Source organism: Caldimonas sp. (assembly GCF_046291045.1).
In the GTDB taxonomy this organism is placed as follows: Bacteria; Pseudomonadota; Gammaproteobacteria; order Burkholderiales; family Burkholderiaceae_C; genus Caldimonas.
Map to the genome: position 1 here is coordinate 82,087 of NZ_JBKBSL010000007.1, position 21,298 is coordinate 103,384.

The 21,298-nt window shown below is 69.2% G+C and carries 20 protein-coding genes; 14 read left to right on the forward strand and 6 right to left on the reverse strand.

Annotation, left to right across the window (positions count from 1 at the left end; all coding sequences use genetic code 11):
- Positions 1-50: 50 nt before the first annotated feature.
- From ACK4ZD_RS04160 to ACK4ZD_RS04175, 4 genes are all read left to right on the forward strand, one after another.
- The gene (locus ACK4ZD_RS04160) at positions 51-1,325 is read left to right on the forward strand and encodes an NAD(P)/FAD-dependent oxidoreductase (protein WP_409659077.1); all 1,275 of its coding nucleotides are present in this window, start codon (positions 51-53) and stop codon (positions 1,323-1,325) included.
- A gap of 7 nt (positions 1,326-1,332) precedes the next feature.
- Positions 1,333-1,587, forward strand: coding sequence for a MoaD/ThiS family protein (locus ACK4ZD_RS04165; RefSeq protein WP_409659079.1), 255 nt, complete (start codon positions 1,333-1,335; stop codon positions 1,585-1,587).
- A gap of 5 nt (positions 1,588-1,592) precedes the next feature.
- Complete coding sequence (locus ACK4ZD_RS04170) at positions 1,593-1,892, forward strand: hypothetical protein (RefSeq protein WP_409659081.1); 300 nt, start codon at positions 1,593-1,595, stop codon at positions 1,890-1,892.
- Positions 1,893-2,000: 108 nt separating this feature from the next.
- On the forward strand, positions 2,001-2,621 hold the full coding sequence (locus tag ACK4ZD_RS04175) for an ATP-dependent Clp protease proteolytic subunit (protein WP_409659083.1): 621 nt from the start codon (positions 2,001-2,003) through the stop codon (positions 2,619-2,621).
- A 39-nt stretch (positions 2,622-2,660) separates the two neighbouring features.
- Here the strand turns inward: ACK4ZD_RS04175 and ACK4ZD_RS04180 are convergent, their stop codons facing one another.
- Positions 2,661-5,174: an ATPase, T2SS/T4P/T4SS family gene (locus tag ACK4ZD_RS04180; protein ID WP_409659085.1), complete on the reverse strand. Its 2,514-nt coding sequence runs from the start codon at positions 5,172-5,174 to the stop codon at positions 2,661-2,663.
- Between the two features lie 226 nt (positions 5,175-5,400).
- On the opposite strand from ACK4ZD_RS04180, the gene ACK4ZD_RS04185 reads away from it, so the two are divergent.
- The 10 genes from ACK4ZD_RS04185 to ACK4ZD_RS04230 all read left to right on the forward strand — a co-directional run bounded on the left by ACK4ZD_RS04185 (position 5,401) and on the right by ACK4ZD_RS04230 (position 16,759).
- Complete coding sequence (locus tag ACK4ZD_RS04185; RefSeq protein ID WP_409659087.1) at positions 5,401-6,606, forward strand: GGDEF domain-containing protein; 1,206 nt, start codon at positions 5,401-5,403, stop codon at positions 6,604-6,606.
- Positions 6,607-6,610: 4 nt separating this feature from the next.
- Entirely contained in the window at positions 6,611-7,906 is a 1,296-nt protein-coding gene (locus tag ACK4ZD_RS04190; protein ID WP_409659089.1) for a GGDEF domain-containing protein, read from the forward strand.
- Between the two features lie 126 nt (positions 7,907-8,032).
- Positions 8,033-8,596: a DinB family protein gene (locus tag ACK4ZD_RS04195; RefSeq protein ID WP_409659091.1), complete on the forward strand. Its 564-nt coding sequence runs from the start codon at positions 8,033-8,035 to the stop codon at positions 8,594-8,596.
- On the forward strand, positions 8,593-9,783 hold the full coding sequence (locus tag ACK4ZD_RS04200; protein WP_409659092.1) for an ABC transporter substrate-binding protein: 1,191 nt from the start codon (positions 8,593-8,595) through the stop codon (positions 9,781-9,783). Before ACK4ZD_RS04195 ends, ACK4ZD_RS04200 begins: the two co-directional genes overlap by 4 nt.
- Positions 9,759-11,435, forward strand: coding sequence for an ABC transporter permease (locus tag ACK4ZD_RS04205; protein WP_409659094.1), 1,677 nt, complete (start codon positions 9,759-9,761; stop codon positions 11,433-11,435). The genes ACK4ZD_RS04200 and ACK4ZD_RS04205 overlap by 25 nt, the downstream gene beginning before the upstream one ends.
- On the forward strand, positions 11,432-12,076 hold the full coding sequence (locus tag ACK4ZD_RS04210; protein WP_409659096.1) for an ATP-binding cassette domain-containing protein: 645 nt from the start codon (positions 11,432-11,434) through the stop codon (positions 12,074-12,076). The genes ACK4ZD_RS04205 and ACK4ZD_RS04210 overlap by 4 nt, the downstream gene beginning before the upstream one ends.
- Positions 12,069-12,704 carry a CDP-alcohol phosphatidyltransferase family protein gene (locus ACK4ZD_RS04215; RefSeq protein WP_409659098.1) on the forward strand — a complete coding sequence of 212 codons (636 nt, stop codon included), beginning with the start codon at positions 12,069-12,071 and terminating at the stop codon, positions 12,702-12,704. Before ACK4ZD_RS04210 ends, ACK4ZD_RS04215 begins: the two co-directional genes overlap by 8 nt.
- Positions 12,701-14,854 carry an FAD-dependent oxidoreductase gene (locus ACK4ZD_RS04220; protein WP_409659100.1) on the forward strand — a complete coding sequence of 718 codons (2,154 nt, stop codon included), beginning with the start codon at positions 12,701-12,703 and terminating at the stop codon, positions 14,852-14,854. The genes ACK4ZD_RS04215 and ACK4ZD_RS04220 overlap by 4 nt, the downstream gene beginning before the upstream one ends.
- A gap of 46 nt (positions 14,855-14,900) precedes the next feature.
- The gene (locus tag ACK4ZD_RS04225; protein ID WP_409659102.1) at positions 14,901-15,638 is read left to right on the forward strand and encodes a DUF3047 domain-containing protein; all 738 of its coding nucleotides are present in this window, start codon (positions 14,901-14,903) and stop codon (positions 15,636-15,638) included.
- Positions 15,635-16,759, forward strand: a complete 1,125-nt coding sequence (locus tag ACK4ZD_RS04230) for an FAD-dependent oxidoreductase (protein WP_409659104.1) — start codon at positions 15,635-15,637, stop codon at positions 16,757-16,759. Before ACK4ZD_RS04225 ends, ACK4ZD_RS04230 begins: the two co-directional genes overlap by 4 nt.
- Before the next feature lie 42 nt (positions 16,760-16,801).
- Here ACK4ZD_RS04230 and ACK4ZD_RS04235 read toward each other — a convergent pair whose 3' ends face one another.
- The 5 genes from ACK4ZD_RS04235 to ACK4ZD_RS04255 form a co-directional block, all read right to left on the reverse strand.
- A complete protein-coding gene (locus ACK4ZD_RS04235; RefSeq protein WP_409659106.1) occupies positions 16,802-18,763 on the reverse strand; it encodes a phospholipase effector Tle1 domain-containing protein in 1,962 nt (653 codons plus the stop codon).
- On the reverse strand, positions 18,750-19,367 hold the full coding sequence (locus ACK4ZD_RS04240; RefSeq protein WP_409659108.1) for a DUF3304 domain-containing protein: 618 nt from the start codon (positions 19,365-19,367) through the stop codon (positions 18,750-18,752). The genes ACK4ZD_RS04235 and ACK4ZD_RS04240 overlap by 14 nt, the downstream gene beginning before the upstream one ends.
- 27 nt (positions 19,368-19,394) lie before the next feature.
- Complete coding sequence (locus ACK4ZD_RS04245; protein ID WP_409659110.1) at positions 19,395-20,003, reverse strand: DUF3304 domain-containing protein; 609 nt, start codon at positions 20,001-20,003, stop codon at positions 19,395-19,397.
- The gene (locus tag ACK4ZD_RS04250) at positions 20,000-20,893 is read right to left on the reverse strand and encodes a DUF4123 domain-containing protein (protein ID WP_409659112.1); all 894 of its coding nucleotides are present in this window, start codon (positions 20,891-20,893) and stop codon (positions 20,000-20,002) included. Before ACK4ZD_RS04250 ends, ACK4ZD_RS04245 begins: the two co-directional genes overlap by 4 nt.
- On the reverse strand, positions 20,890-21,298 hold a 409-nt coding region (locus tag ACK4ZD_RS04255; RefSeq protein WP_409659114.1), incomplete at its 5' end, for a DUF2345 domain-containing protein. The genes ACK4ZD_RS04250 and ACK4ZD_RS04255, both read right to left, overlap by 4 nt.

Below are 21,298 nucleotides of genomic sequence, written 5' to 3' on the forward strand. Positions count from 1 at the left end.
TGTGGGGCGGCCCAGCGCGCTGGCGCCGCCCCTCGTTTTTGGAGCCCCTCATGAAGCACGTCATCCTCGGCGCCGGCCCGGCCGGCGTGATCGCCGCGGAGACCTTGCGCAAGCAGGCCCCGCACGACGAGATCGTCCTCATCGGCGACGAACGCGAGCCGCCGTACTCGCGCATGGCCATTCCCTACCTGCTGACCGGCCAGATCGGCGAGCCGGGCACCTACCTGCGCAAGACGGCCGATCACTTCCAACGCCTGGACATCCAGCTGCGTCAGCAGCGGGCCAAGCGGCTCGATGCGGCGTCGCGTCGCCTCACGCTCGACGACGACAGCGTGACCGGCTTCGACACCTTGCTGATCGCCACCGGCTCCAGCCCGGTGCGGCCCCCGATCCCCGGCATGAACCTGCCCGGTGTGCATGCCTGTTGGACGCTCAACGACGCCCGCGCCATCGAGCGCCTGGCGACCAAGGGCGCGCGCGTGTTGCAGATGGGCGCCGGCTTCATCGGCTGCATCATCATGGAAGCGCTGGCCATGCGGGGCGTGCAGCTCACCGTGGTGGAAATGGGCGACCGCATGGTGCCGCGCATGATGGGGCCCACCGCGGGCGGCATGATCAAGCGCTGGGTGGAGTCCAAGGGAGTGACGGTCTTCACCGGCACCCGGGTGGAGGCCATCGAGAGCGGCACGCCGCTGAAAGTCAGGCTGTCCAACGGACAGCACTTGAGCGTGGACCTCGTCATCAGCGCCACCGGCGTGAAGCCCAACATCGGCTTCCTCGAGAACTCGGGCGTGACCTGCCTGCAGGGGGTGCTGACCGACGAGCACATGCGCACCAACGTGCCGGGCATCTATGCCGCCGGCGACTGCGCCGAGGCGCTGGATCTGGCGACCGGCCGGACCATCGTCAGCGCCATCCAGCCCAACGCGGCCGACCAGGCCTACGTGGCGGCGATGAACATGGCCGGCAAGGCGGCGGTGCTCAAGGGCGTGACGCAGATCAACGTGCTCGACACCCTGGGGCTGGTCAGCACGAGCTTCGGCGATTGGCAGGGCGTGCCTGGCGGCGACCGCGTCGAACTCACCGACGAGACGCTGTGGAAGCACCTGAGCCTGCAGTTCGACGGTGACCGCCTGGTGGGCTGCAACAGCATCGGCTGGACCGACCATGTGGGGGTGATGCGCGGCCTGGTGGAAGGCCGGGTGCGCCTGGGCGCGTGGAAGGACCGCCTGATGCGTGAGCCCACGCGGCTGATGGAGGCCTACCTTGCCTGCGCGCAGTCGCAACACCAGTGGCAGGCCGCCAGGCCGAAGGCTGCGGCATGATGTGCCCATGAAGATCACCTTCAAGCTCTACGCCACGCTGACCGATTACCTGCCGCCGCAGGCACGCAGCGACAACCGCATCGAGCTCGAGGTGGATCCGCAGGCCACGATCGAGCAGATCGTGGCCCCTTTCAACCTGCCGATGAAGCTCGTGCACCTGGTGCTGGTCAACGGTGTCTTCGTGCCGCCGCAGGAGCGCTCCACCCGCCGCCTGCAAGAGGGCGACGTGCTGGCGATCTGGCCCCCCATCGCCGGGGGCTGAGGACCATGCAGTCGCACTATCCCGAGTGCTTTGAGCGGGAGATGGGCTGCACCGAGGCCGAATGGCTGGGATGGCTGCCGGGCGCGGTTGCCCAGGCCACCCTGCGGCTCCTGCCGGGACAGGCGCAGGTGGACCTCGGCACCGGCTGCCTGCATCTGCGCTGGCAGATCCTACCGCCGCGGCGGATCGCGCTGGTGCAGTTGCCGCGCCTGTCCGTGTCCTTCCGCTTCGAGGGGGTGGGGCAGGTGCAGCGGCTGGCCTTCATGCGGCACTTCGACCTGTACATGCAGCGTGGCGGGGGATGATGCTGGCGCGGATGGGTCTGTGGTTCGAGTGCGCCGGTGGCGCAGCTTGCAGGGCGCCCTGATGCGCTATCGTTGCGGAAATTGTTGTGTGTACAGGAAACGACGACCATGCATCCTGTCTTTCTTCCGAACGACCCCGTGCGGGGCAGTGAAACGGGCGACAAGGCCGAGAAGTCCGACAAGGCGGGAAACCTTGCCGAGCGCCTGGTCTTCCAGTCGCGCTTCATCCTGGTCTTTGGCGAGATCAATCCCGCCGTCGCACGTGCGACCTGCGAGAAGCTGATCGCGATGGCGCAGGAGTCCGATGCCCCGATCCACGTGCTGGTGTCCTCACCGGGCGGCCATGTGGAGTCGGGCGACGCCATCCACGACATGATCCGCTTCGTGCGTGCACCGGTCACCACCATCGGCACGGGCTGGGTGGCCAGTGCCGGCACGCACATCTTCCTGGCCGCGCCCAGGGAGCGCCGCGTGTGTCTGCCCAACACGCGCTTCATGATCCACCAGCCCGGCGGCGGTGCCGGAGGTCAGGCCACCGACATCGCGATCCAGGCGCGCGAGATCTTGCGCATCCGCGAGCGCATCGCCCGGCACACGGCGGCGGCCACCGGGCAACCGCTAGAGAAGGTGCAAGCCGACATGGAGCGCGACTACTGGATGAACGCGCAGGAGGCGATCGACTACGGCATCGTCTCGCGCATCATCGAGCGGTACACGGAGCTGGGCTGAGGCTGTCGCCGAACCAAGACGGCGTTGCCGGGCGGTCGATCATAGATTGCTGGTGGCGCGCACTTCGGCCAGTGTGGTCACACCAGCGAGCACCTTGAGGATGCCGTCCTGTCGCAGGGTGCGCATGCCTTCGCCGAGGGCGCGGCGCTGCAGTTCCTCGGCGCGTGCGCCGGTCTGGATGAGGTGGCGCAGCTCGCGGGTGACGATCATCAGTTCGTGCAGCCCGGCGCGTCCGCGAAAGCCGGTGTGGTGGCATTTCTCACAGCCGGGGCTGTCGTGGTGCATCAGGCGGCCGTCTCGGCCGTGGTGTGCGATCCAGCCGTTCAGCACGCTCTCGCGTGTGAAGCGTGGGTCGTCTTTCGGACACACGTGCAGGTAATCGGCGAGCAGCTCTTCGACTTCCTCGGCCGTAGCGGGGCGGCTGGTGCGGCATTCGTTGCACAGCCGGCGCACCAGGCGCTGCGCCAGCACCGCCAGCAGCGAGTCGGCGAAGTTGAAGGGGTCCATGCCCATGTCGAGCAGGCGGGTGACGGTCTCCGGTGCGCTGTTGGTGTGCAGCGTGGACAGCACGAGGTGTCCGGTGAGCGAGGCCTCGATCGCGATCTGCGCGGTTTCCTGGTCACGGATCTCGCCGACCATGATCACGTCGGGGTCGGCACGCAAGAAGGCGCGCAAGGCCTTGGCGAAGGTCCAGTCGATCTTGGGGTTCACTTGCACCTGGCGCAGCCCGGGCTGGGTGATCTCCACCGGGTCCTCGGCCGTCCAGATCTTGCGTTCGGGCACGTTGATATAGCTCAACGCCGAATGCAGCGTGGTGGTCTTGCCCGAGCCGGTGGGGCCCACGCACAGCACCAGGCCGTGCGGGCGCTCCATGGCCTGCTGCAGCCGCTCGAGGTTCTCGGATGCCAGGCCGAGCTGGTCCAGCGGGATGGGCTTGGCCGAGGCCAGGATGCGCATCACCACGTCCTCGAGGTTGTTGTTCGTGGGGATGGTGGCGACGCGAAGCTCCAGGCGGTGTCCGGGCATGAAGCGTGCGAAGTTGATCTTCCCGTCCTGCGGCTTGCGGCGCTCGGAGATGTCGAGATCGCACATGATCTTGATGCGTGCGACCAGGGCATTGCGGTAGGTGTGGGGCAGTTCCAGATAGGGCTGCAGCAGGCCGTCCTTGCGGAAGCGCACCTTCACCTTCTCTCGGCCCGGGTAGCACTCGATGTGGATGTCGGAGGCCCCTTGCTGATGCGCATCGACGATCATCGTGTTGATGAGCCTCACCAGTGAGTTGTCCGACTGCTCGATGGAGGGCTCGTCGTCATCGTCGATCGATGAGCTGTCAAGCTCCAAAGTCTCGACCAGCCGCCCGGCAGATTCCGGCTCGAACTCGATGGGCGCTTCGAGCTGGGCATGCAAGGACCACACGTCCGAGCCGATCTTCTCGTAGGCCTGGCGGATGGCCAGGCCCAGACTGCCGGCCTGAGCGAGGGCCGGCACGATCTTGAGCTGGCTGACGAATTCCAACTCCTCGATGTCCTTGTGCCGCGAGGGATCCTCCATGGCCACGGCCAGCCGACCCTCCCAGACCAGGAGAGGCAAGGCCTCCAAGCGCGAGGCAACGGCAAAAGGAACCTTGCGCAAAGCCTCGACGTTGGTGGGGTAGGTGCTTACGTCCACCAGCGGGTAGCCCATTTTTCGAGCCAAAGCCAGCTGCAGATCCTGACGGGAAATCAGTTGCATGCGCACCAACAGCTCGCCAAGCGGCACGCTGCGATCCCGTCGTTGCTGCTCCAGGGCTTCTTCGAGTTGTTGCTGGGTGATCAGACCGAGGGACACCAAGGCTTCGCCGATGCGCACCATCGGCATGCGTGCTTGCTGCTCCAGTGCGGCTTTGAGTTGATCGGGGTCCACGATCTTGCGCGTCAGCAAGATGTCGCCCAGCTTGCGCTCTCGCAAATGTTCTTGCTCTCGCACGGCCAACTCGACCTGCTCGGGCGTTGCCGCTTGATTCGAAACGAGCACATCGCCGATGCGCGGGCCAAGCTCGACGCGCTCGTACGCTGGCCTTGGAACGAACAGCCGACGCACTCCGCCATGATCATCCACGGGCGGGAACAAAAACAGCCCGGCGTCGGTCTCGACGTGGCCAATGGTGACCCCCTCCAGCGGATGGCCCTCGCGCATGATCACCCGAAAGGGGGTGCGCGGACGGGTGTCGAACAAGCCGGTCCACTCGTTGTGGTCGCCGAGGGTTTGGGCGTGGACGACCTCACTGAGCGACAGCGAGCGGAACTGATCGAAACGCAGCGACATCGTGGTGCGCGCCGGCGGCACTTGCACGTAAGCCACGCCTTCTTCGGGCACGAAGAAGATGAGTCGCCCCGACAGAACCCGTTGGTTCAGGCCCTCGATCTCGCATGCCAACGGCTGCAACTGCTCCTGCGCGGCTGGGTAGGCTGCGAAGGGGGGCGTAGGCCAGCAAAACGCTGCTCGCTGAGATTTCTCACGCACGGCAGCCGCGGGCCGTTCGTCCAAGGGTGTCGGCACTGTGTCGTGGGTCATGGTTTTACACGCCGAGAGAAGGACCTCGGACTTTGCCCGATCACGAACCAGTATCGCGCACCTGCACGCGTTGCAAGGCGCAAAGCTGGCAGGTCATTGCCCTTTATATTTGCGCACTGAGCGCTTGGCCGATGACTTGTTGGGCCGCACTTCGCATAGGCATACTGTGGGCGGTACGCTCCTGCATGGGACTGAATTCTCACCCTTTCTTCGATCGACGACCCGTTTGGACTTCTCCATCGTCTCTTTGGCCGCCGCCGCGTTGGGATTGCTGCTGGCCCTGGTTTTGGCGCTGACGATCCCGCATGTGCCCGAATCCCAGGGGACGGGGTATTGGGCCGCCGCCTTCATCCCGTTGGGCGTGGGCAGTGCCCTGATTTCCCAGGGCGAGCAATTGCCTGCGCTGTGGCTGCTGCTACGCGAGCCCCTGCTGCTGTTGGGGTACGCGCTGCTGCTCATTGGGTTGCGGCAGTACCTGCGCCTGGAGCGTCCATGGGCACTGGCCGGGGCGGTCTTGTTCTCGGGCTTGGTGCTGTCGGCGGTGTTCGTCGCGGTGGTTCCCAGTCCCGAGGCTCGTCTGGCCATACGCACCGGTGGCATTGCGATCCTGATGGGCGCGATGGTGTGGACCCTGCATCGCGTGGGCGGTGGCGTGCTGGCAGAGGTGCGATGGTTCTTGCAGGGCGCCTGCGGGCTGATCGCCGTGCTGGCTGTGCTGAGGCTGCTGGGGCTGGCTTGGCTTGCCGTGGGCGCAGAGATGGCCGAGTCTGTCCGCACGGCGGGGATCCAGCTCGCCAGCATGGTCACGACGCTGTGCGTGCTGGCGGTCATCTGCGGCCTGACCCTGTTGATGACCGCCCGGATGAACGAGGCCCTGCTGCAATTGACCATCCGTGACCCCCTCACCGGGGTGTTCAACCGGCGCGGTCTGGACGACGCGATGGCCACCGTGCTGGCCTTCGCCCGGCGGGTGGGCCGTCCGGTGGCGCTGCTGGTCTGTGACATCGACCACTTCAAGCGCGTGAACGACACCTTTGGCCATGCCCAGGGCGATGCGGTGCTGAGGGACTTTGCTCGCCTCCTGGTCGAGCATGTGCCAGAGGCCGACCTCGTGGGTCGCCTCGGAGGCGAGGAGTTCGCCGTGGTCCTGCCGGGTGCCGACGGCTCCCAGGCCCTGCGCGAGGCCGAGCGCCTGCGGGCGGTGGTGGCGGCCCACGGCTTTTCGGTGCAGGGGCAACGCCTGCCGCTGACGGCCAGCTTCGGCGTGGCCTCGGCCCCCGGTGCGCAGGCCTCCTGGGCCGAGCTGATCGCCCGGGCCGATGCCGCCCTGTACGACGCCAAGGCGCAAGGGCGCAACCGCTGCGTGCTGGCCCCTTCGGCGTTGGCCGTGGGGCCGCGCACCGAGCCTGCGGTCCTCGTGGCGGGAGGGTAGGGCCATGAGCCTGGGCGCGCCACAGTACTGGGGCTTGTTGCTGGCCCAGGTGTTGCTGTCTCTGATCGTGCTGGGCCTGCTGGCCCTGCTGCGGCGGGTGGCGGCTGGCCAGCCCGGCCCGGAGGTGTGGACGCGCGCGATGGCCTGGGTGGTGCTGGGCATGGGGTTGTCCGGTTGGGCTGTGCTGCAGACCGGGCCGGCCTGGTGGATCGTCTATGCCTTCGGTTCAGGCATGCTGTTGCTCGGGATCGGTCTGTTGGGCGAGGGGCTGCGTCGCTTCTTGGGCCGGCCGATGCGAACGCGAGGGCTGCTGATCGGGGTGGCGATCGCGGTGATCGTCATCCTGGGGTTCGGGGCTGCGGGCCGACCCTTCGGCAGCCTTCTGTGGGTCTCGGCGATGGCAGCGCTGATGTGGTTGAACGTCGGTTGGGTGGCCTGGCGCAGCATGCGGCCGGGCTTCCTGGCGATCCACCTCGGGCTGCTGCTCAGCGCCCTGGTGCTGGCGGCTGGGTGGATCACACGGGGCGTCGTGCTGGCACAGGCAGGGTCGCAGCACTGGCGCGAAGCCTTGCCCGAGGCCAATGCCTGGCTGCTGATGTTGTCCTTCGTCGCCTCGGGCACGCTGGCCCTGCTGTTCGTGCTGCTGGTCAACTTCCGTCTGGCCGAGAAGCTGCGGGCCGAGGCGGTACGCGATCCCCTCACGGGGGCCCTCAACCGGCGCGGCTTCGAGGACCGCAGCAGCCGTCTGATGGCGCTGTCGGCCCAGTTGGGCCAGTCGGTCACCGTGCTGGTCCTGGACATCGACCACTTCAAGAACGTCAATGATCAGCATGGCCACCAGGTCGGCGATCTGGTGCTCAAGGCGCTGTCGGCGCTGGTGCACCGGGCCAAGCGCGAGACCGACCTGTTCGCCCGGCTGGGTGGCGAGGAGTTCTGCCTCGTGCTGCCCGGCACCGATGTGCCCGGCGCCCGCGTCTTCGCCGAGCGGCTGCGTCACAGCTTCGAGGTCCTGGAGATCGACACCGGCAGCCGCTTCCTGCGCTGCACGATGAGCATCGGTGTGGCCTATGCGTCGGCGGCGATGCTGCAGTCCCAGCGCGTGGACCTCGTGGACCTGCTGCACCAGGCCGACGAAGCCCTGTACGAGGCCAAGCGGGCCGGCCGCAACCGGCTCCGCTTCTATGCCTCGCCCGAGGTCGTCTCCAGCCGGCTGGACTCGCGCCTGTTCGCCACGACCAGCACCCCCTCGGGCTTCGGTGCGTCGCGCCCCGCCTGGGGCGACTTGCCCGCCGGGCGCTGAACGGGCGCCGGCGCAGGTAACCTTTTGCCGTCTGCGCCGAATCCAGGTGTAGGCCGACGGATCGCCCCGGTGCGGCGGCCCCGTAGACTCGGGCCCGTCCTGACGCAGATCTCCGAGGTGACCCCCATGACACGAACGGCCGACCTGACCGACCTCTACCGCTGGATGGCCCAGTACAACCGCTGGTTCAACCAGCGGCTGTATGAGGCCGCCGCCCGGCTGGACGATGCCGAACGCAAGCGTGACCGCGGGGCCTACTTCGGTTCCCTGCATGCCACGCTGAACCATCTGGTCGTGGCCGACAAGTTGTGGCTGGGGCGCTTGCGGGACCAGGGTGCACCCTTCGACGTGCTGCCGGCCGAGGTCGTGCACCTGGGCGTCTTCCGTGGCCTGGACATGCCGCTCTTCGACGACTTCGAGGCCATGCGTGCGCATCGCGACGCGATGGACGCGGCCATCGAGGATGTGGCGGCCCGCCTCACGGTGCAGGCCGTGTCGCGACCCATGCGCTACGCCAACACCCGGGGCGAGGCCCGCGAGCATCCCACCTGGCAGGCCCTGAGCCACTTTTTCAACCACCAGACCCACCACCGCGGGCAGGTGACCACGCTGCTGATGCAAGCCGGCATCGACCCGGGCGTGACCGACCTGATCGCACTGGTGAACGTTGCGCAGACCTCCCGCCCATGACCCTGAGCCGCCGCCACCTGCTGAGCCTGCCCCTGGTGGGTGTCATTCCCCGTGCCTGGGCCCGCGACGACTGGGCGGCCGTCGAACGCGCCGCTCGGGGGCAGACCGTGCACTTCAACGCCTGGGCCGGCAGCGACCGCATCAATGCCTACCTGCAATGGGCCGGCGGCGAGTTGATGCGTCGCCACGGCGTACGGCTCGAGCACGTGAAGATCACCGACACCGCCGAGGTGGTGCGGCGCGTGCGCACCGAGCGGCAGGCCGGCCGGGTGCGCGAGGGCAGCGTCGATGCGGTGTGGATCAATGGCGAGAATTTCCTGGCGATGAAGCGTGAGGGCCTGCTCTTCGGGCCTTTTGCCGAGGCCTTGCGCAACCACCGCTGGGTGGACACCGAGGGCAAGCCCACCACGCGCCTGGACTTCTCCGAGCCCGTCGAAGGCATGGAGGCTCCCTGGGGCATGGCCCAGCTCACCTTCTTCGGCGACCGCCGGCGCGTGCCCTCTCCGCCGCGCAGCCTGGAGGAACTGAGCGCGTTCATCGTGCGTCACCCGGGCCGCTTCACCTATCCCCGCCCGCCCAGCTTCCACGGCACCACCTTCCTCAAGCAGGTGTTGATGGAAAGCCTCGCCGACCGCCGTGTGTTGGAGCGGCCCATGGAGCCTGAGTCCTTCGCTGAAGTCACGGCCCCCTTGTGGGCCTGGCTCGATGTCCACCACCGGCACCTGTGGCGCGGCGGCCGCCAGTTCCCGGCCAACGACGCGGCCCTGCGCCAGATGCTGGGCGATGGCGAGTTGTGGATCGCACTCACCTTCAACCCCAATGCCGCGGCCAATCACATTGCGCAAGGTCTGCTGCCCGACACGGTGGTGAGCTGGCAGCATCGGCGCGGGACGATCGGGAACACGCATTTCATCGCCATCCCCTTCAATGCGCGGGCCAAGGAAGGGGCCCAGGTGATGATCAATTTCCTGCTTTCGCCCCGCGCCCAGGGCCGCAAGGCCGATATCCGCCACTGGGGCGACCCCACCGTGTTGGCCCTGGACCGGCTCAGTCCGTCCGACCGCGCCCATTTCAGCGCTGCGGACGCGCCCGGCGTGGTGCTCGAGCCCGCGCCCGCGTGGCCTGAGCCGCATGCCAGCTGGGTCGAACCCATCGAGCGCGAATGGACGCGGCGCTACGGCGTGTGAGCCCGGCGCTGCCGTCCCTGACCAGGCTGGCGTTGGGCCTGCCGGCAGGGGTGCTCTTTGCCATGCCGCTGGCGGGGGCGCTGATCGCGGCGGCGGCCGAGGCGGCGTCGGCCGACGGCTGGCGGGCCTTGTGGGCCGATGTGCAGTTCCTGCCGGCCTTGGGGCTCAGTCTGGTGACGGGCCTGGGCAGCACCGCATTGGCGCTTGCGGTGGTGCTGTGGTGGGTGCCGCGACTGCATGGAGGCGCGGCCTGGGCTTGGATGGTGCGTGCGCTGGGGCCGGTGCTGTCGCTGCCGCATCTGGCTTTTGCGATCGGCCTGGCGCTGCTGGTGATGCCCAGCGGCGTGTTGATGCGCCTGGCCGCCTCCTGGGCCGGCTGGGACGCCCCGCCGCCCTGGCCCACGGTGAACGATGGCTGGGGGCTGGCGCTCATGGCGGCGCTGGTGGCCAAGGAACTGCCCTACCTGCTGTGGAACGTGGCCGCACTGCTGCACCAGGGCCATGAAGGTGCGCGCCTGCAGCGTGAACTGGCGGTGGCCATCTCGATGGGCTATGGGCCGGTGCGTGCCTGGCATCGCCTGCTGTGGCCGCAGTTGCTGCCCCGCCTCGCTTGGCCCTTGGCGGCCGTGCTGGCCTATGGCTACACGGTGGTGGACATGGCCGTGGTGCTGGGGCCCACCACCCCGCCGACCCTGGGCGTGCTGGCCTGGCAATGGCTGCTCGATGCGTCGCCGCAGCGCCAAGCCCAGGGGGCGGCGGCCGTGGGCGTGCTGTGCGTGCTGTGGCTGCTGAGCGTGGTGGCCGCCGTGCTGGCCTGGAGCGCGTCGCAGGCCTGGCGGCGCCGACGCGCCACGGCGGGCGATCGAGGGGCCTCGCACGGGCCGGCCAGGGTGTCCGGCCCCGGGCTGCTCGGTCTGGGGTTTGGGCTGTATGCGCTGGTGATGCTGGCCGTACTGGGGGTGTCCTTCGTCGGCGCCTGGCCTTTTCCCGATCTGATCCCCGAACGCTGGACGGTCCAAGCCTGGACGCAGGTGTTGCGCCAGCCGGTCACCCTGGGCCACACGCTGGGTCTGGCGCTGGTGTCGTCCTCGTGGGCCACCGTGCTGGTGACGGCCTGGCTGGAGGCCACTCCGTCCCGTTGGGACTTGCGCGCCGCGCCGTGCATCTATGTTCCGATGGTGCTGCCCTCGCTGCTGCTCACGCTGGGTCTGTACCGAGGTGCACTCGAGCTGGGGCTGGACGGATCGTGGTGGGCGGTCGCCTGGGCCCACGGCGTCTTCGTGCTGCCCTATGTCTGGGTGGCGCTGGCGCCGGCCTATCGCGCTTATGACGAGCGCTACCGCCAGGTGGCCGTCTCGCTGCGCGGCAGCGAATGGCGCCACTGGTGGGCCATCAAGCGGCCGCTGCTGCGCGCACCGCTGGCCGCCGCTTGGGCGGTCGGGGTGGCGGTGAGCGTGGCGCAGTTCCTGCCCACCCAGTTCCTGGGGGCTGGGCGTGTGCCCACGGTCACCACCGAGGCCCTCACCCTGGCCGCCGGCGGCCAGCGCCACACGATGGCGGCCTTTGCCGCCCTGCAGATGCTGGTGCCGGCGCTGGCCTTCGCGGGGGCCGCCTGGATCGGGCATCGCGCCGCACGAAAGGAACTCGCGTGAGCCTCGTCCTCGACCACGTGAGCCTGCGTCTGGGCTCGCGCGTGCTGATCGACCGCTTGAGCGCCACCGTCGGGCCGGGCGAGGTGCTGGCCGTGATGGGTCCGAGCGGATCAGGCAAGTCCAGCCTGCTGGCCTGGCTGTGCGGCACGCTGCCACCGGCCCTGCAGGCGCAGGGGAGGGCTTGCCTGAACGGACGCGAGATCCACACGCTGCCGCTGGCCCAGCGCCGCGTGGGCATTCTTTTCCAGGATGACCTGCTCTTTCCGCATCTCACGGCACTGGAGAACCTGCTCTTCGCCCTGCCTGCCGGGCCGCGCGCCGAACGCGTCGCCCAGGCTCAGGCCGCCCTGGCGCGGGCCGAACTGGCCGGCCTGGGCGATCGCCAGCCGCATCAGCTCTCGGGCGGGCAGCGCTCTCGTGTGGCCGTGTTGCGCGCCTTGCTGGCCCGGCCCGAGGCCCTGCTGCTGGACGAACCCTTCTCGCGCCTGGACGTGGCCTTGCGCGCGCGCTTTCGTGCCTTCGTGTTTGCGCAGGCACGCGAGGCCGGCATTCCCACGGTGCTGGTGACCCACGATGCGGCTGACGTGCCCGAAGGCGCGTGCGTCCTTGCCCTCCACCCCGCGAAGCCCGACGATGCTTGACCGTGCCGCACTGCGACTGCTGCAGCCGCTGCTGCACCGCTGGGCCCGGGGGCTGCATCGTGCAGGCCTGGGCGCCGATGCCGTCACCTGGGGCGGCTTTGCCATCGGCCTGGCAGGGGCGGTGGCGATCGCCGGGGCGCAGCCCGCGGTGGGACTGGCGCTGATCCTCCTGAGCCGCCTGTGCGACGGCCTGGACGGCGCGCTCGCCCGCCTGACCCAGCCCACGCCCCGTGGCGCCTTCCTCGACATCACGCTGGACTTCCTCTTCTACGCCAGCATCCCGCTGGCGTTTGCCCTGGCCGACCCGCCGGCCAATGCCTTGCCGGCGGCCGTGCTGCTGGCGGCCTTCATCGGCACCGGCAGCAGCTTCCTGGCGTTCGCCGTGCTGGCCGAACGTCAGGGCCTGCACAGCGAGGCCTACCCGCAAAAGGGCTTCTACTACCTCGGCGGCTTCACCGAAGCCACCGAGACCCTGATCTGCTTTGCGCTGATGTGTCTGTGGCCGCAGCACTTCGCCTGGTGGGCCTACGGCTTTGCCGTGCTGTGCGGGCTCACCCTGGCCACGCGCATCGCTGCCGGCTGGCAGGTGTTCCACCACACCACCCCTTCAAACAAGGACAAGCCATGAACGGGCGCAAGCTCCTGCTGCTGTTGTTGGTGCTGGCCGGCGTACTCGCCTTCTTCGCGCTCGACCTGCAGCGCTATCTCAGCCTCGATGAACTGAAGCGCCAGCAGGCCGCCCTGGCCGATCTCTACGCCCGCGAGCCCGTGGTGGTGATCGGCGCCTACTTCCTGGTCTACCTGGCCGTCACGGCGCTGTCGCTGCCGGGGGCGGCCGTGCTCACGCTGGCTGGCGGTGCGCTCTTCGGCCTGGCGGCCGGCACGGTGATCGTGTCGTTTGCCTCCAGCATCGGCGCGTTGCTGGCCTTCCTCGTGGCGCGCTACCTGCTGCGCGAGCCCGTGCAACAGCGCTTTGGTGCCCGGTTGGCGCAGATCAACGCCGGCATCGAGCGCGACGGCGCCTTCTACCTCTTCACGCTGCGCCTCGTGCCGATCGTGCCCTTCTTCATCATCAATCTGGCGATGGGACTCACCCGCATGAAGGCCTGGCCCTTTTACTGGGTGAGCCAACTCGGCATGCTGGCCGGTACCGTGGTCTATGTGAACGCGGGCACCCAGCTGGCGCGGATCGATTCGCTGGCCGGCATTCTTTCGCCCGCGCTGGTGGGCTCCTTCGCGCTGCTGGGCGTCTTCCCTTGGATCGCGCGCCACATCGTGAGCGCGGTGCAGCGCGGTCGCGTCTATGCGCGCTGGCGCAGCGTGCGCCCGCGCCGCTACGACCGCAATCTCGTCGTCATCGGCGCGGGTGCGGCGGGGCTGGTGTCGGCCTACATCGCCGCCACCGTGCGCGCCAAGGTCACGCTGGTCGAGCGCCACAAGATGGGCGGCGATTGCCTGAACTACGGCTGCGTGCCCAGCAAGGCCTTGATCCGTACGGCCAAGCTGGCCCACCAGATGCGCCACGCCTCGCGCTATGGCCTGGCCGACACGCCGCCGGCGATCGACTTCGCGCAGGTGATGGACCGTGTGCACCGCGTCATCGCCGAGATCGAGCCGCACGACTCGGTGGCGCGCTACACCGGCCTGGGTGTGGACGTGGTGCAAGGCCAGGCCCGCCTCGTCAACCCCTGGACGGTGGCCATCACCCGCGAGGACGGATCGGTCCAGACCCTGACCACCCGTGCAGTGATCCTGGCCACCGGCGCCGAACCTTTCGTGCCCGATCTGCCGGGCTTGAAGGAGGTGGGCTGCCTCACGTCCGACACCCTGTGGAGCCTGCGCACCCTGCCGCGCCGCCTCATCGTGCTGGGCGGCGGGCCCATCGGCTGCGAACTGGCCCAGGCCTTTGCGCGGCTGGGGGCCGAGGTCACCCAGGTCGAGATGGCGCCGCGCCTGATGCTCAAGGAGGACGAGGACGCCGCCGGCCTGGTGCGCGAGTCGCTCGAACGCGATGGCGTGCGCGTGCTCACCGCCCACCGCGCCCTGCGTTGCGAGCCGGGCCCCGATGGGAAACGCCTGATCGCCGAGCACGAGGGCCGGGAGGTCGTGATCGAGGGCGACGAGATCCTCTGCGCCGTGGGCCGTGTGGCACGCCTGCAAGGCCACGGTCTCGAAACGCTGGGCATCCCCACCGGGCGTGTCATCGAGACCAATGACTACCTCGAAACCCTCTACCCGAACATCTACGCCGCCGGCGATGCGGCTGGCCCCTTCCAGTTCACCCACACGGCTGCGCACCAGGCTTGGTATGCGGCCGTGAACGCGCTCTTCGGGTCGCTGAAAACCTTCAAGGCGGATTATTCGGTCATCCCCTGGGCCACCTTCACCGACCCCGAGGTGGCGCGCGTGGGCCTGAGCGAAGACGAGGCCCGGCGGCAGGGCTTGGCCTTCGAGGTCACGCGCTATGGCATCGACGATCTCGACCGGGCCATCGCCGACGGCCAGGCCCACGGTTTCGTCAAGGTGCTCACCGTCCCGGGCAAAGACCGCATCCTGGGGGTGACCATCGTCGGCGAGCATGCCGCCGACCTGCTGGCCGAGTACGTGCTGGCGATGAAGCACGGCCTGGGGCTGAACAAGATCCTTGGCACCCTCCACATCTATCCCACCCTGGCCGAGGCCAACAAATACGCCGCTGGCGAGTGGAAGAAGGCCCACAAGCCCGAAGCCCTGCTGCGCTGGGTCGAGCGCTATCACGCCTGGCGACGTGGTGAGTGATGGTTGCGGTGGCTGAACTTTGCCGCCGCCGCTGACTCTGCCTGCCATGCGCCCCCGTTGCTTGCTGCTGCGAACCCTCCTGCCGCTGAGCCTGGGGCTGGGCGCTGCCGGTGTGGCCGCCGACCTGACCCCCTGGGCAGGCGCACCCGGCGCTCAGCCGCTGCTGCCCTGGCGCTTCGCGGGCCTGCCCGCACAGACCCTGCCCCGCACCCGCTACAGCCTCGTCGAATCGGATGGCGCCTTGAGCCTGCGCATCGAGGCGCGGGCGTCCTACGGCAACCTGCTGCACCCCACCGACAGTATGCCGGGTCAGTTGCAATGGCAGTGGCGTGTCGAGCGCTTCGCCGCCTCCACCGACCTGCGCACCCAGGCCGGTGACGACACTGCCGTGAAGGTCTGCGCCCTGTTCGACCATGCGCTGGAGCGCGTGCCCTTCGTCGAGCGCCAGTTGCTGCGGCTGGCCCGCTCGCGCAGTGGCGAAGACCTGCCGGCCGCCACGCTGTGCTATGTGTGGGACACTGGCCTGGCCGCTGGCACGTGGATCGACAATGCTTACAGCCGCCGTGTGCGCTATCTGGTGCTGCGCGGCGGTGAGACCGCCCCCACGCCCTGGCGGCAGGAGTCGCGCGACCTGGCCGCCGATTTCCTGCGGGCTTTCGGCGACGAAGCGACCGAGGCCCCGCGGCTGCGCGCCATCGCGGTCGGGGCCTACACCGACAACACGGGCAGCCAGGCCCTCGCCTTCGTGCGGGGCCTGCAGCACCGCCCGGGAGGATCCGAATGAAACAACTCGTGCTGGCCGGTGGCGGCCATGCTCATGTCCGGGTGCTGGCCGCCCTCGCGGCACGGCCCTTGCCGGGCGTCGAGGTGACCCTCGTCACCCCGCAGCCGACCCAGTGGTACTCCGGCATGGTGCCCGGCGTGATCGCCGGCCGCTATGCCCCGGAAGACGCGCAGATCGACCTGGCCGCCCTGGCGCACCGCGCCGGCGTGCGCCTGGTGCTCGACGCCGTGGCCGCGTTGCGGCCCGAGGCCCGCCAGCTTCGGCTGGCCGGCGGCAACGACCTGGCCTACGACGCGCTCAGCCTCGATACCGGGGGCGAACTCGCGCGCGATCTCATCGACGGCGCCCGCGAGCACGCCCTGTTCGTGCGGCCCCTGCACAGCTTCGTGCAACTGTGGCCACGCCTGCAGTCGCTGGCGGCGCGGCAGCCAGGCTTGCAGGTGGTGGTCATCGGCGGCGGGGCGGCCGGCTTCGAGCTGGCCTTGGCCATGCGCCGCGCACTGGTCGCCCAGGCCCGCGTCACGCTCGTGGCCGGCAACGCCGGCCTCCTGCCAGGCTTCCCGCGCGGGCTGCGCCACCGGGCGCTGGCGGCGCTCAAGTCGCGGGCCGTCACCGTGATCGCCGACGACGCCGTCGAGATCAAGCCCGGGCAGTTGCGCCTGTCGGGCGGCAGCCGCCTGCCCTGCGATGCGCCGGTGCTGGCCCTGGGCGTGCAGCCGCCGGCCTGGGTGGCCGACAGCGGCCTGCGCCTGGCGTCCGATGGCTTCATCGCCACCGGGGCCACCCTGCAGTCCGTGTCGCACCCCGAGGTCTTTGCAGTGGGCGACGTGTCCCGTCGCATCGACGCCCCCCACCCCCGCAGCGGAGTCTACGCCGTGCGCGCCGGCCCCGTGCTCACCGCCAACCTGCGCGCCTGGGCCGCAGGCCAGGCCCTGCAACCCTACCGTCCCCAGCGCTTTGCCCTGGCCCTGCTGTCCTGCGCCGACGGCACGGCCCTGGCCAGCTGGGGCCCGCTGTTCGCTCACGGCGCCTGGGTGGGTCGCTGGAAGGACCGCATCGACCGGGCATTTGTGGAGTCCTTTCGGGAAGGCGTCCAGGGAACATCTTTGCTGGCGCGGTAGCGTGGTGCTGGCAGGCCTCCTGCGGTGCTCCGGCCGCCCCACTCATGCCGGCAGCGCCTCGCCCTGTGCTTGTGGCACCGCCGCGTAGCGCTTCTTGGTGTCGCCCCCGACATACAGCACCCGGGGGTCGCTCGGGCGGGTATTGTCCTTGTCGAAGCCGGCCAGCGAGTCGTGCACATAGCGGTCGAAGAAGCGATAGAGGGGCGACTGGACTGGCAGGCAGCGCCCCTGGACCACCACCTCCTCATACGCCTGGGCCAGCGCGAGGTAGTGCGGACGCATGCGCCGGCGTGGCTGCGCTTGGCGCCAGCGGTGCAAGGTTCGTGCATCGTCCAGCAGCCAGGCGTCCAACTGGGCCAGGCGCTCGAGCAGGCCGCTGTCGTCGGGCGCGGTGTCCAAGCGGGCCTGCAGTCGGCGCAGTCGGTCCTGAGCCACCTCCCGCTGCTCACCCAAAGTGGCCACTTGCTCGCGCAGCCTCGGCACTTGAGCCTGCAACACCGGGTGCAACTGCGCCGCATGCAAGGCCTGCTCTGCGCGGGCGTGCGCCTGCGCGATGCGGCCGTAGTCGCGGCGCGCCTCGTCACGCTGCTGCCTCAGGCGGGCGCGGTCCGCAGCGAAGGCGCGCTCGTTGCGCTCGATGGTCTGTTGCTGTGGTGTGGGTGCGGCCCCGGCGCGGTGCAAGGCCGCCGACAGCCGATAGCGCCAGTACGCCGCCATATGGGCGAGCACGCTGGCGCCCAAGGGCCGGGCGTGGCCGAAGCCGCGCATGTACTCGCGCCACAGCGGCATCAGCTCGGCCAGGTCACGTGCGCCTTGGGGGTCGAGGGCGAAATCAGGTTGTCGTCCTGACGGCATATTGTCCAGCGAGAACAACGGCACCCCCGCCTCGATGGCCGCCTGCAGCATGGCCCGCAAGGGCACCTGGGCCAGCATCGCGCTCTTGCCGCCTTCGCCTTCGCGGTAGCCCCCGCCCACGTCCGAATGCACGCCGGGGTAGACCATTTCCTGCACCCCGCTGGGGTAGGCGTCGCCCTGCAAAGTGCTGTCCAGCGGAAAGGAGTTGCGCACCTCGTGCGCGGCCACCATGTGCACGCAACGCGCCACGAGGGGCGGGATCTGCAGGCCCTCGGCCCAATCGGCATGGCCATCGGCCGGGCCGCTCGCCGGGTCGGCCCCGGGCTCGCCGAAGGCCAGGCGCTCCAGATCCGCTTGCGGGCCGTCGCCATGGCGGCGGCTCACCAGGTCGCGCCAGTCCAGGCCGGCTCGTCGTTTGAGGGCGAAGTTGTTGGCCGACATCGGCACCCCTACCGAGGCCACCGTGTCGAACAGCCCCAGGAAGTACACCTGCACCGGGTAGCCGCCGCGCAGGGCCAGGCCCGAGCCCGGCAGCACGCCGGGACGCAGCACGTGGCCGGCGCCGGCGGGCTCGCAGCGGCGCTGCAAGTCGCGGCAGAAGGCCCGCGCCAGCGCCGCCCCGCGCGAAAAGCCGAAGACGGCCAGCCGCACCTCGACGATGGGATTGCTCGGGTTGCCAGCGCGCGCCTCGGCTTGTTGCAGCAACTGCGCCAGCTCCTTGAACGCCCAGTCCAGCCGCGCCTGGCCGTAGGCCCCCGCGCCGGCGCCGGTGAGCGTGCCGCCCGGGTCGCCGATCTCGCGGAAGTAGGTGCCCAGGCCGGGGATGTAGCGTGCGTACACCTGCGCGGTTGGATCATCCAAAGGATGTGCCCGGTATAGCCGCGCCACATTGCTGTGCTCGGAGGTCGGTTCGTCGGCATCGAGGTTGTTGCCGGTGCCGTCGAAGAAGAGCGCCAGGCTGATGCGCTGCGCGCAGCCGGCCGGGCGCATGCGGGCCTGGTGGGCCGCAGCCAGCGCGGCCGATGCGGGGCTGGGCGTGCGCGGCGCGAGGGCGGAGCAGGCCGCCTGCACGGGCTGCTCGGCCATGGCCGCCGCGGCTGAAAGTGCAGCAGCCGATTGACGCAGGGGCAGGGTCTCACGGCCGCTCATGCTGGCACTCCGAGAACTGGTGGTCGTTGTTCACATTGCCCTGGGGGTGGCGTGCTTCGACGTCGTGGCGTGGCAGACGGATGCGCGGCGGCCCGGGGTAATCGCTGATGGCCACCTCGATGCGCCCGTCCTGGTAGAAGTGCACCTCGAAGTAGTTGGCCGGCTCACGGATCGGGCCTTGGAGCAGGACGGTTTGCTTGCACCAGGGGCCCTGGCGGAGGCTGCGCGTCCAGGTGATCTCCACTGGCGCCGGCAGGGGCATGTCGGCGCGGATGGGGGCGCAGCAGGTGCCTTTCCCACCGCCCGCAGTGAGTGTCGAAACCTCCAAATTTCCCCCTCCCGCCCCATTGACGCGGAAGCTGTCGATATAGGTGTCGGTGTAGTTGTAGCCCACGATGGTCAGGCCTTTCATGCCGGGTGGGGTGCGGTGTGGGCCGGTGTACAGGCGCTGGCCGTTGAGCATGGGCGGGCTGTAGGCTGCGGCGGCGGGCTCGTGCCTGGGCGAGTCGGTGGAGCCGGTGTGATCGGGGCTGCAACCCGTCAGGGCAAGCGTCAGGATGGGGGCGAGGGCGGTTGCGCAGGCCGCAGCACGGGTCAAGGTCATGGCATCTCCTGTTGCGCCTGCAGGATCTCACGGCCGCTCATGCTGGCACTCCGAGAACTGGTGGTCGTTGTTCACATTGCCCTGGGGGTGGCGGAATGCAGGGGTATGTCGAGGCAGGCTGACGCGCGGCGGCCCGGGGTAATCGCTGATGGCCACCTCGATGTGCCCGTCTTGGTAGAAGTGCACCTCGAAGTAGTTGGCCGGCTCACGGATCGGGCCTTCGAGCAGGACCGTTTGGCGGCACCACACGGTGGGCTCGCCATCTCTGGACCAAGAGATCTCCACTGGCGCCGGCAGGGGCATGTCAGCGCGGATGGGGGCGCAGCAGGTGCCGCCGCCGCCTCCTGAAGTGGGGCTGGAGACATTGATGTTCCCCCCTCCCGCCCCATTGACGCGGAAGCTGTCGATATAGGTGTCGGTGTAGTTGTAGCCCACGATGGTCAGGCCTTTCATGCCGGGTGGGGTGCGGTGCGGGCCGGTGTACAGGCGCTGGCCGTTGAGCATGGGCGGGCTGTACGCTGCGGCGGCGGGCTCGTGCCTGGGCGAGCCGGAGTGATCGGGGCTGCAACCCGTCAGGGCAAGCGTCAGGATGGGGGCGAGGGCGGTTGCGCAGACCGCGGCACGGGTCAAGGTCATGGCATCTCCTGTTGCACTTGCTCGATCGCCTGGAGCCAGGTCAAACGGCCTTCTCTGACCCGCTGGAGGGCCGATCGCCAAGGTTCTGCGAGCGCGAAGTCAACACCTTGGGCCAAGCCGACGGCGCAATAGGCAGCCAGATCGGTCGTGCCTTCGAGCCCGCAGTTGCGGGCTTGCAGCAGCAGTTCGCGAACGACACTGTGGCGTTGCTCGTGAGACCAGTCTTGCAGCGCTGGCTGCCTCTGCCGCATCAACAGATCGAGCATCGCATCGGCTTGGCTGGCGTCCAGCAGGGCATTCTCTTGCGCAGGATCGAACTGCCAAGGTGCTTCGAAGCGGTCTTCGATGGGTGCGCCCGGGGATGGGAGGCGTTGCCATTCGCCCCGGCGGTTGGCAAACCACCAGGCGCTCGTGCACGACACCAGATCCTGCATCTGGGTGGGCTGCAGCACCTCGCACAAGGCAGCCAGTACGCGCGTGTCGAAGTAGCGCAGCAGCATTTCCTGGCCATCGCTCAAGCACGCCAGGCAGCGCTCGCTCAAGGCGTGGGCCAGGTCTTGAAGCGCCAGGGGCGAGTCGATCAGATGCAGCGCGCAGGCCCACTGGCCGCTGTCGAACAAGGCCCGCAAAGGCCAGGCGCGGGCCCCTTCGTCCGGGCGGCCCTGGATCGGCACCACGAACGGCGTTGCGCCATCTTCGCAGGCGTCCCGGCCTTGCCCGAGCAGGGCTTGGCGCGGCAATGACCAGAGGCCTTGGATCACCGTGCGGTGGGCGTTCCATGCCGCCTGGTTCACGAGGATGTAGCGATGCTCACCGTCCGAGGGTGGCGGCATGTTGCACCAACCGTCCCACAGGCTGTTGGCACCACGAGTTGGGGGGATCGCGGTCATCGTTTCGCAAAGGGCGCACCAGCCGCCTGAGCGCTGAGCAAGCATTCCACACACACCTGCTTGGGCATCAGCGGCAAGGGGTGCTCCACCCGCTCCGCCCCCACCATCCGCTTCTGCGCGGCCTGCACCCGGATCGTGCCGGGGCATTCCACGGTGAGGCCCGAGGCCTGCAAGGTGATGCGCGCCCCGCCGGCGGTGGCCAGGCTGATCTTCTTGGCCGCCGCCCAGTCGAGGTGGCTGTGGGCGCTTTGGATATCGAGCGCTTGCCGCGCGGCGATCTCCACGCGGTCGCTTTGGGCTTGCAGTTGCACGGGCCCTTGCGCGGCCAGCAGCTTCAGGCCCCCGGGCTCGAGGGCACCGGCCAGCACGCCGATGGCCTGCCCGGTGTGCACCCGGTACGCCCCA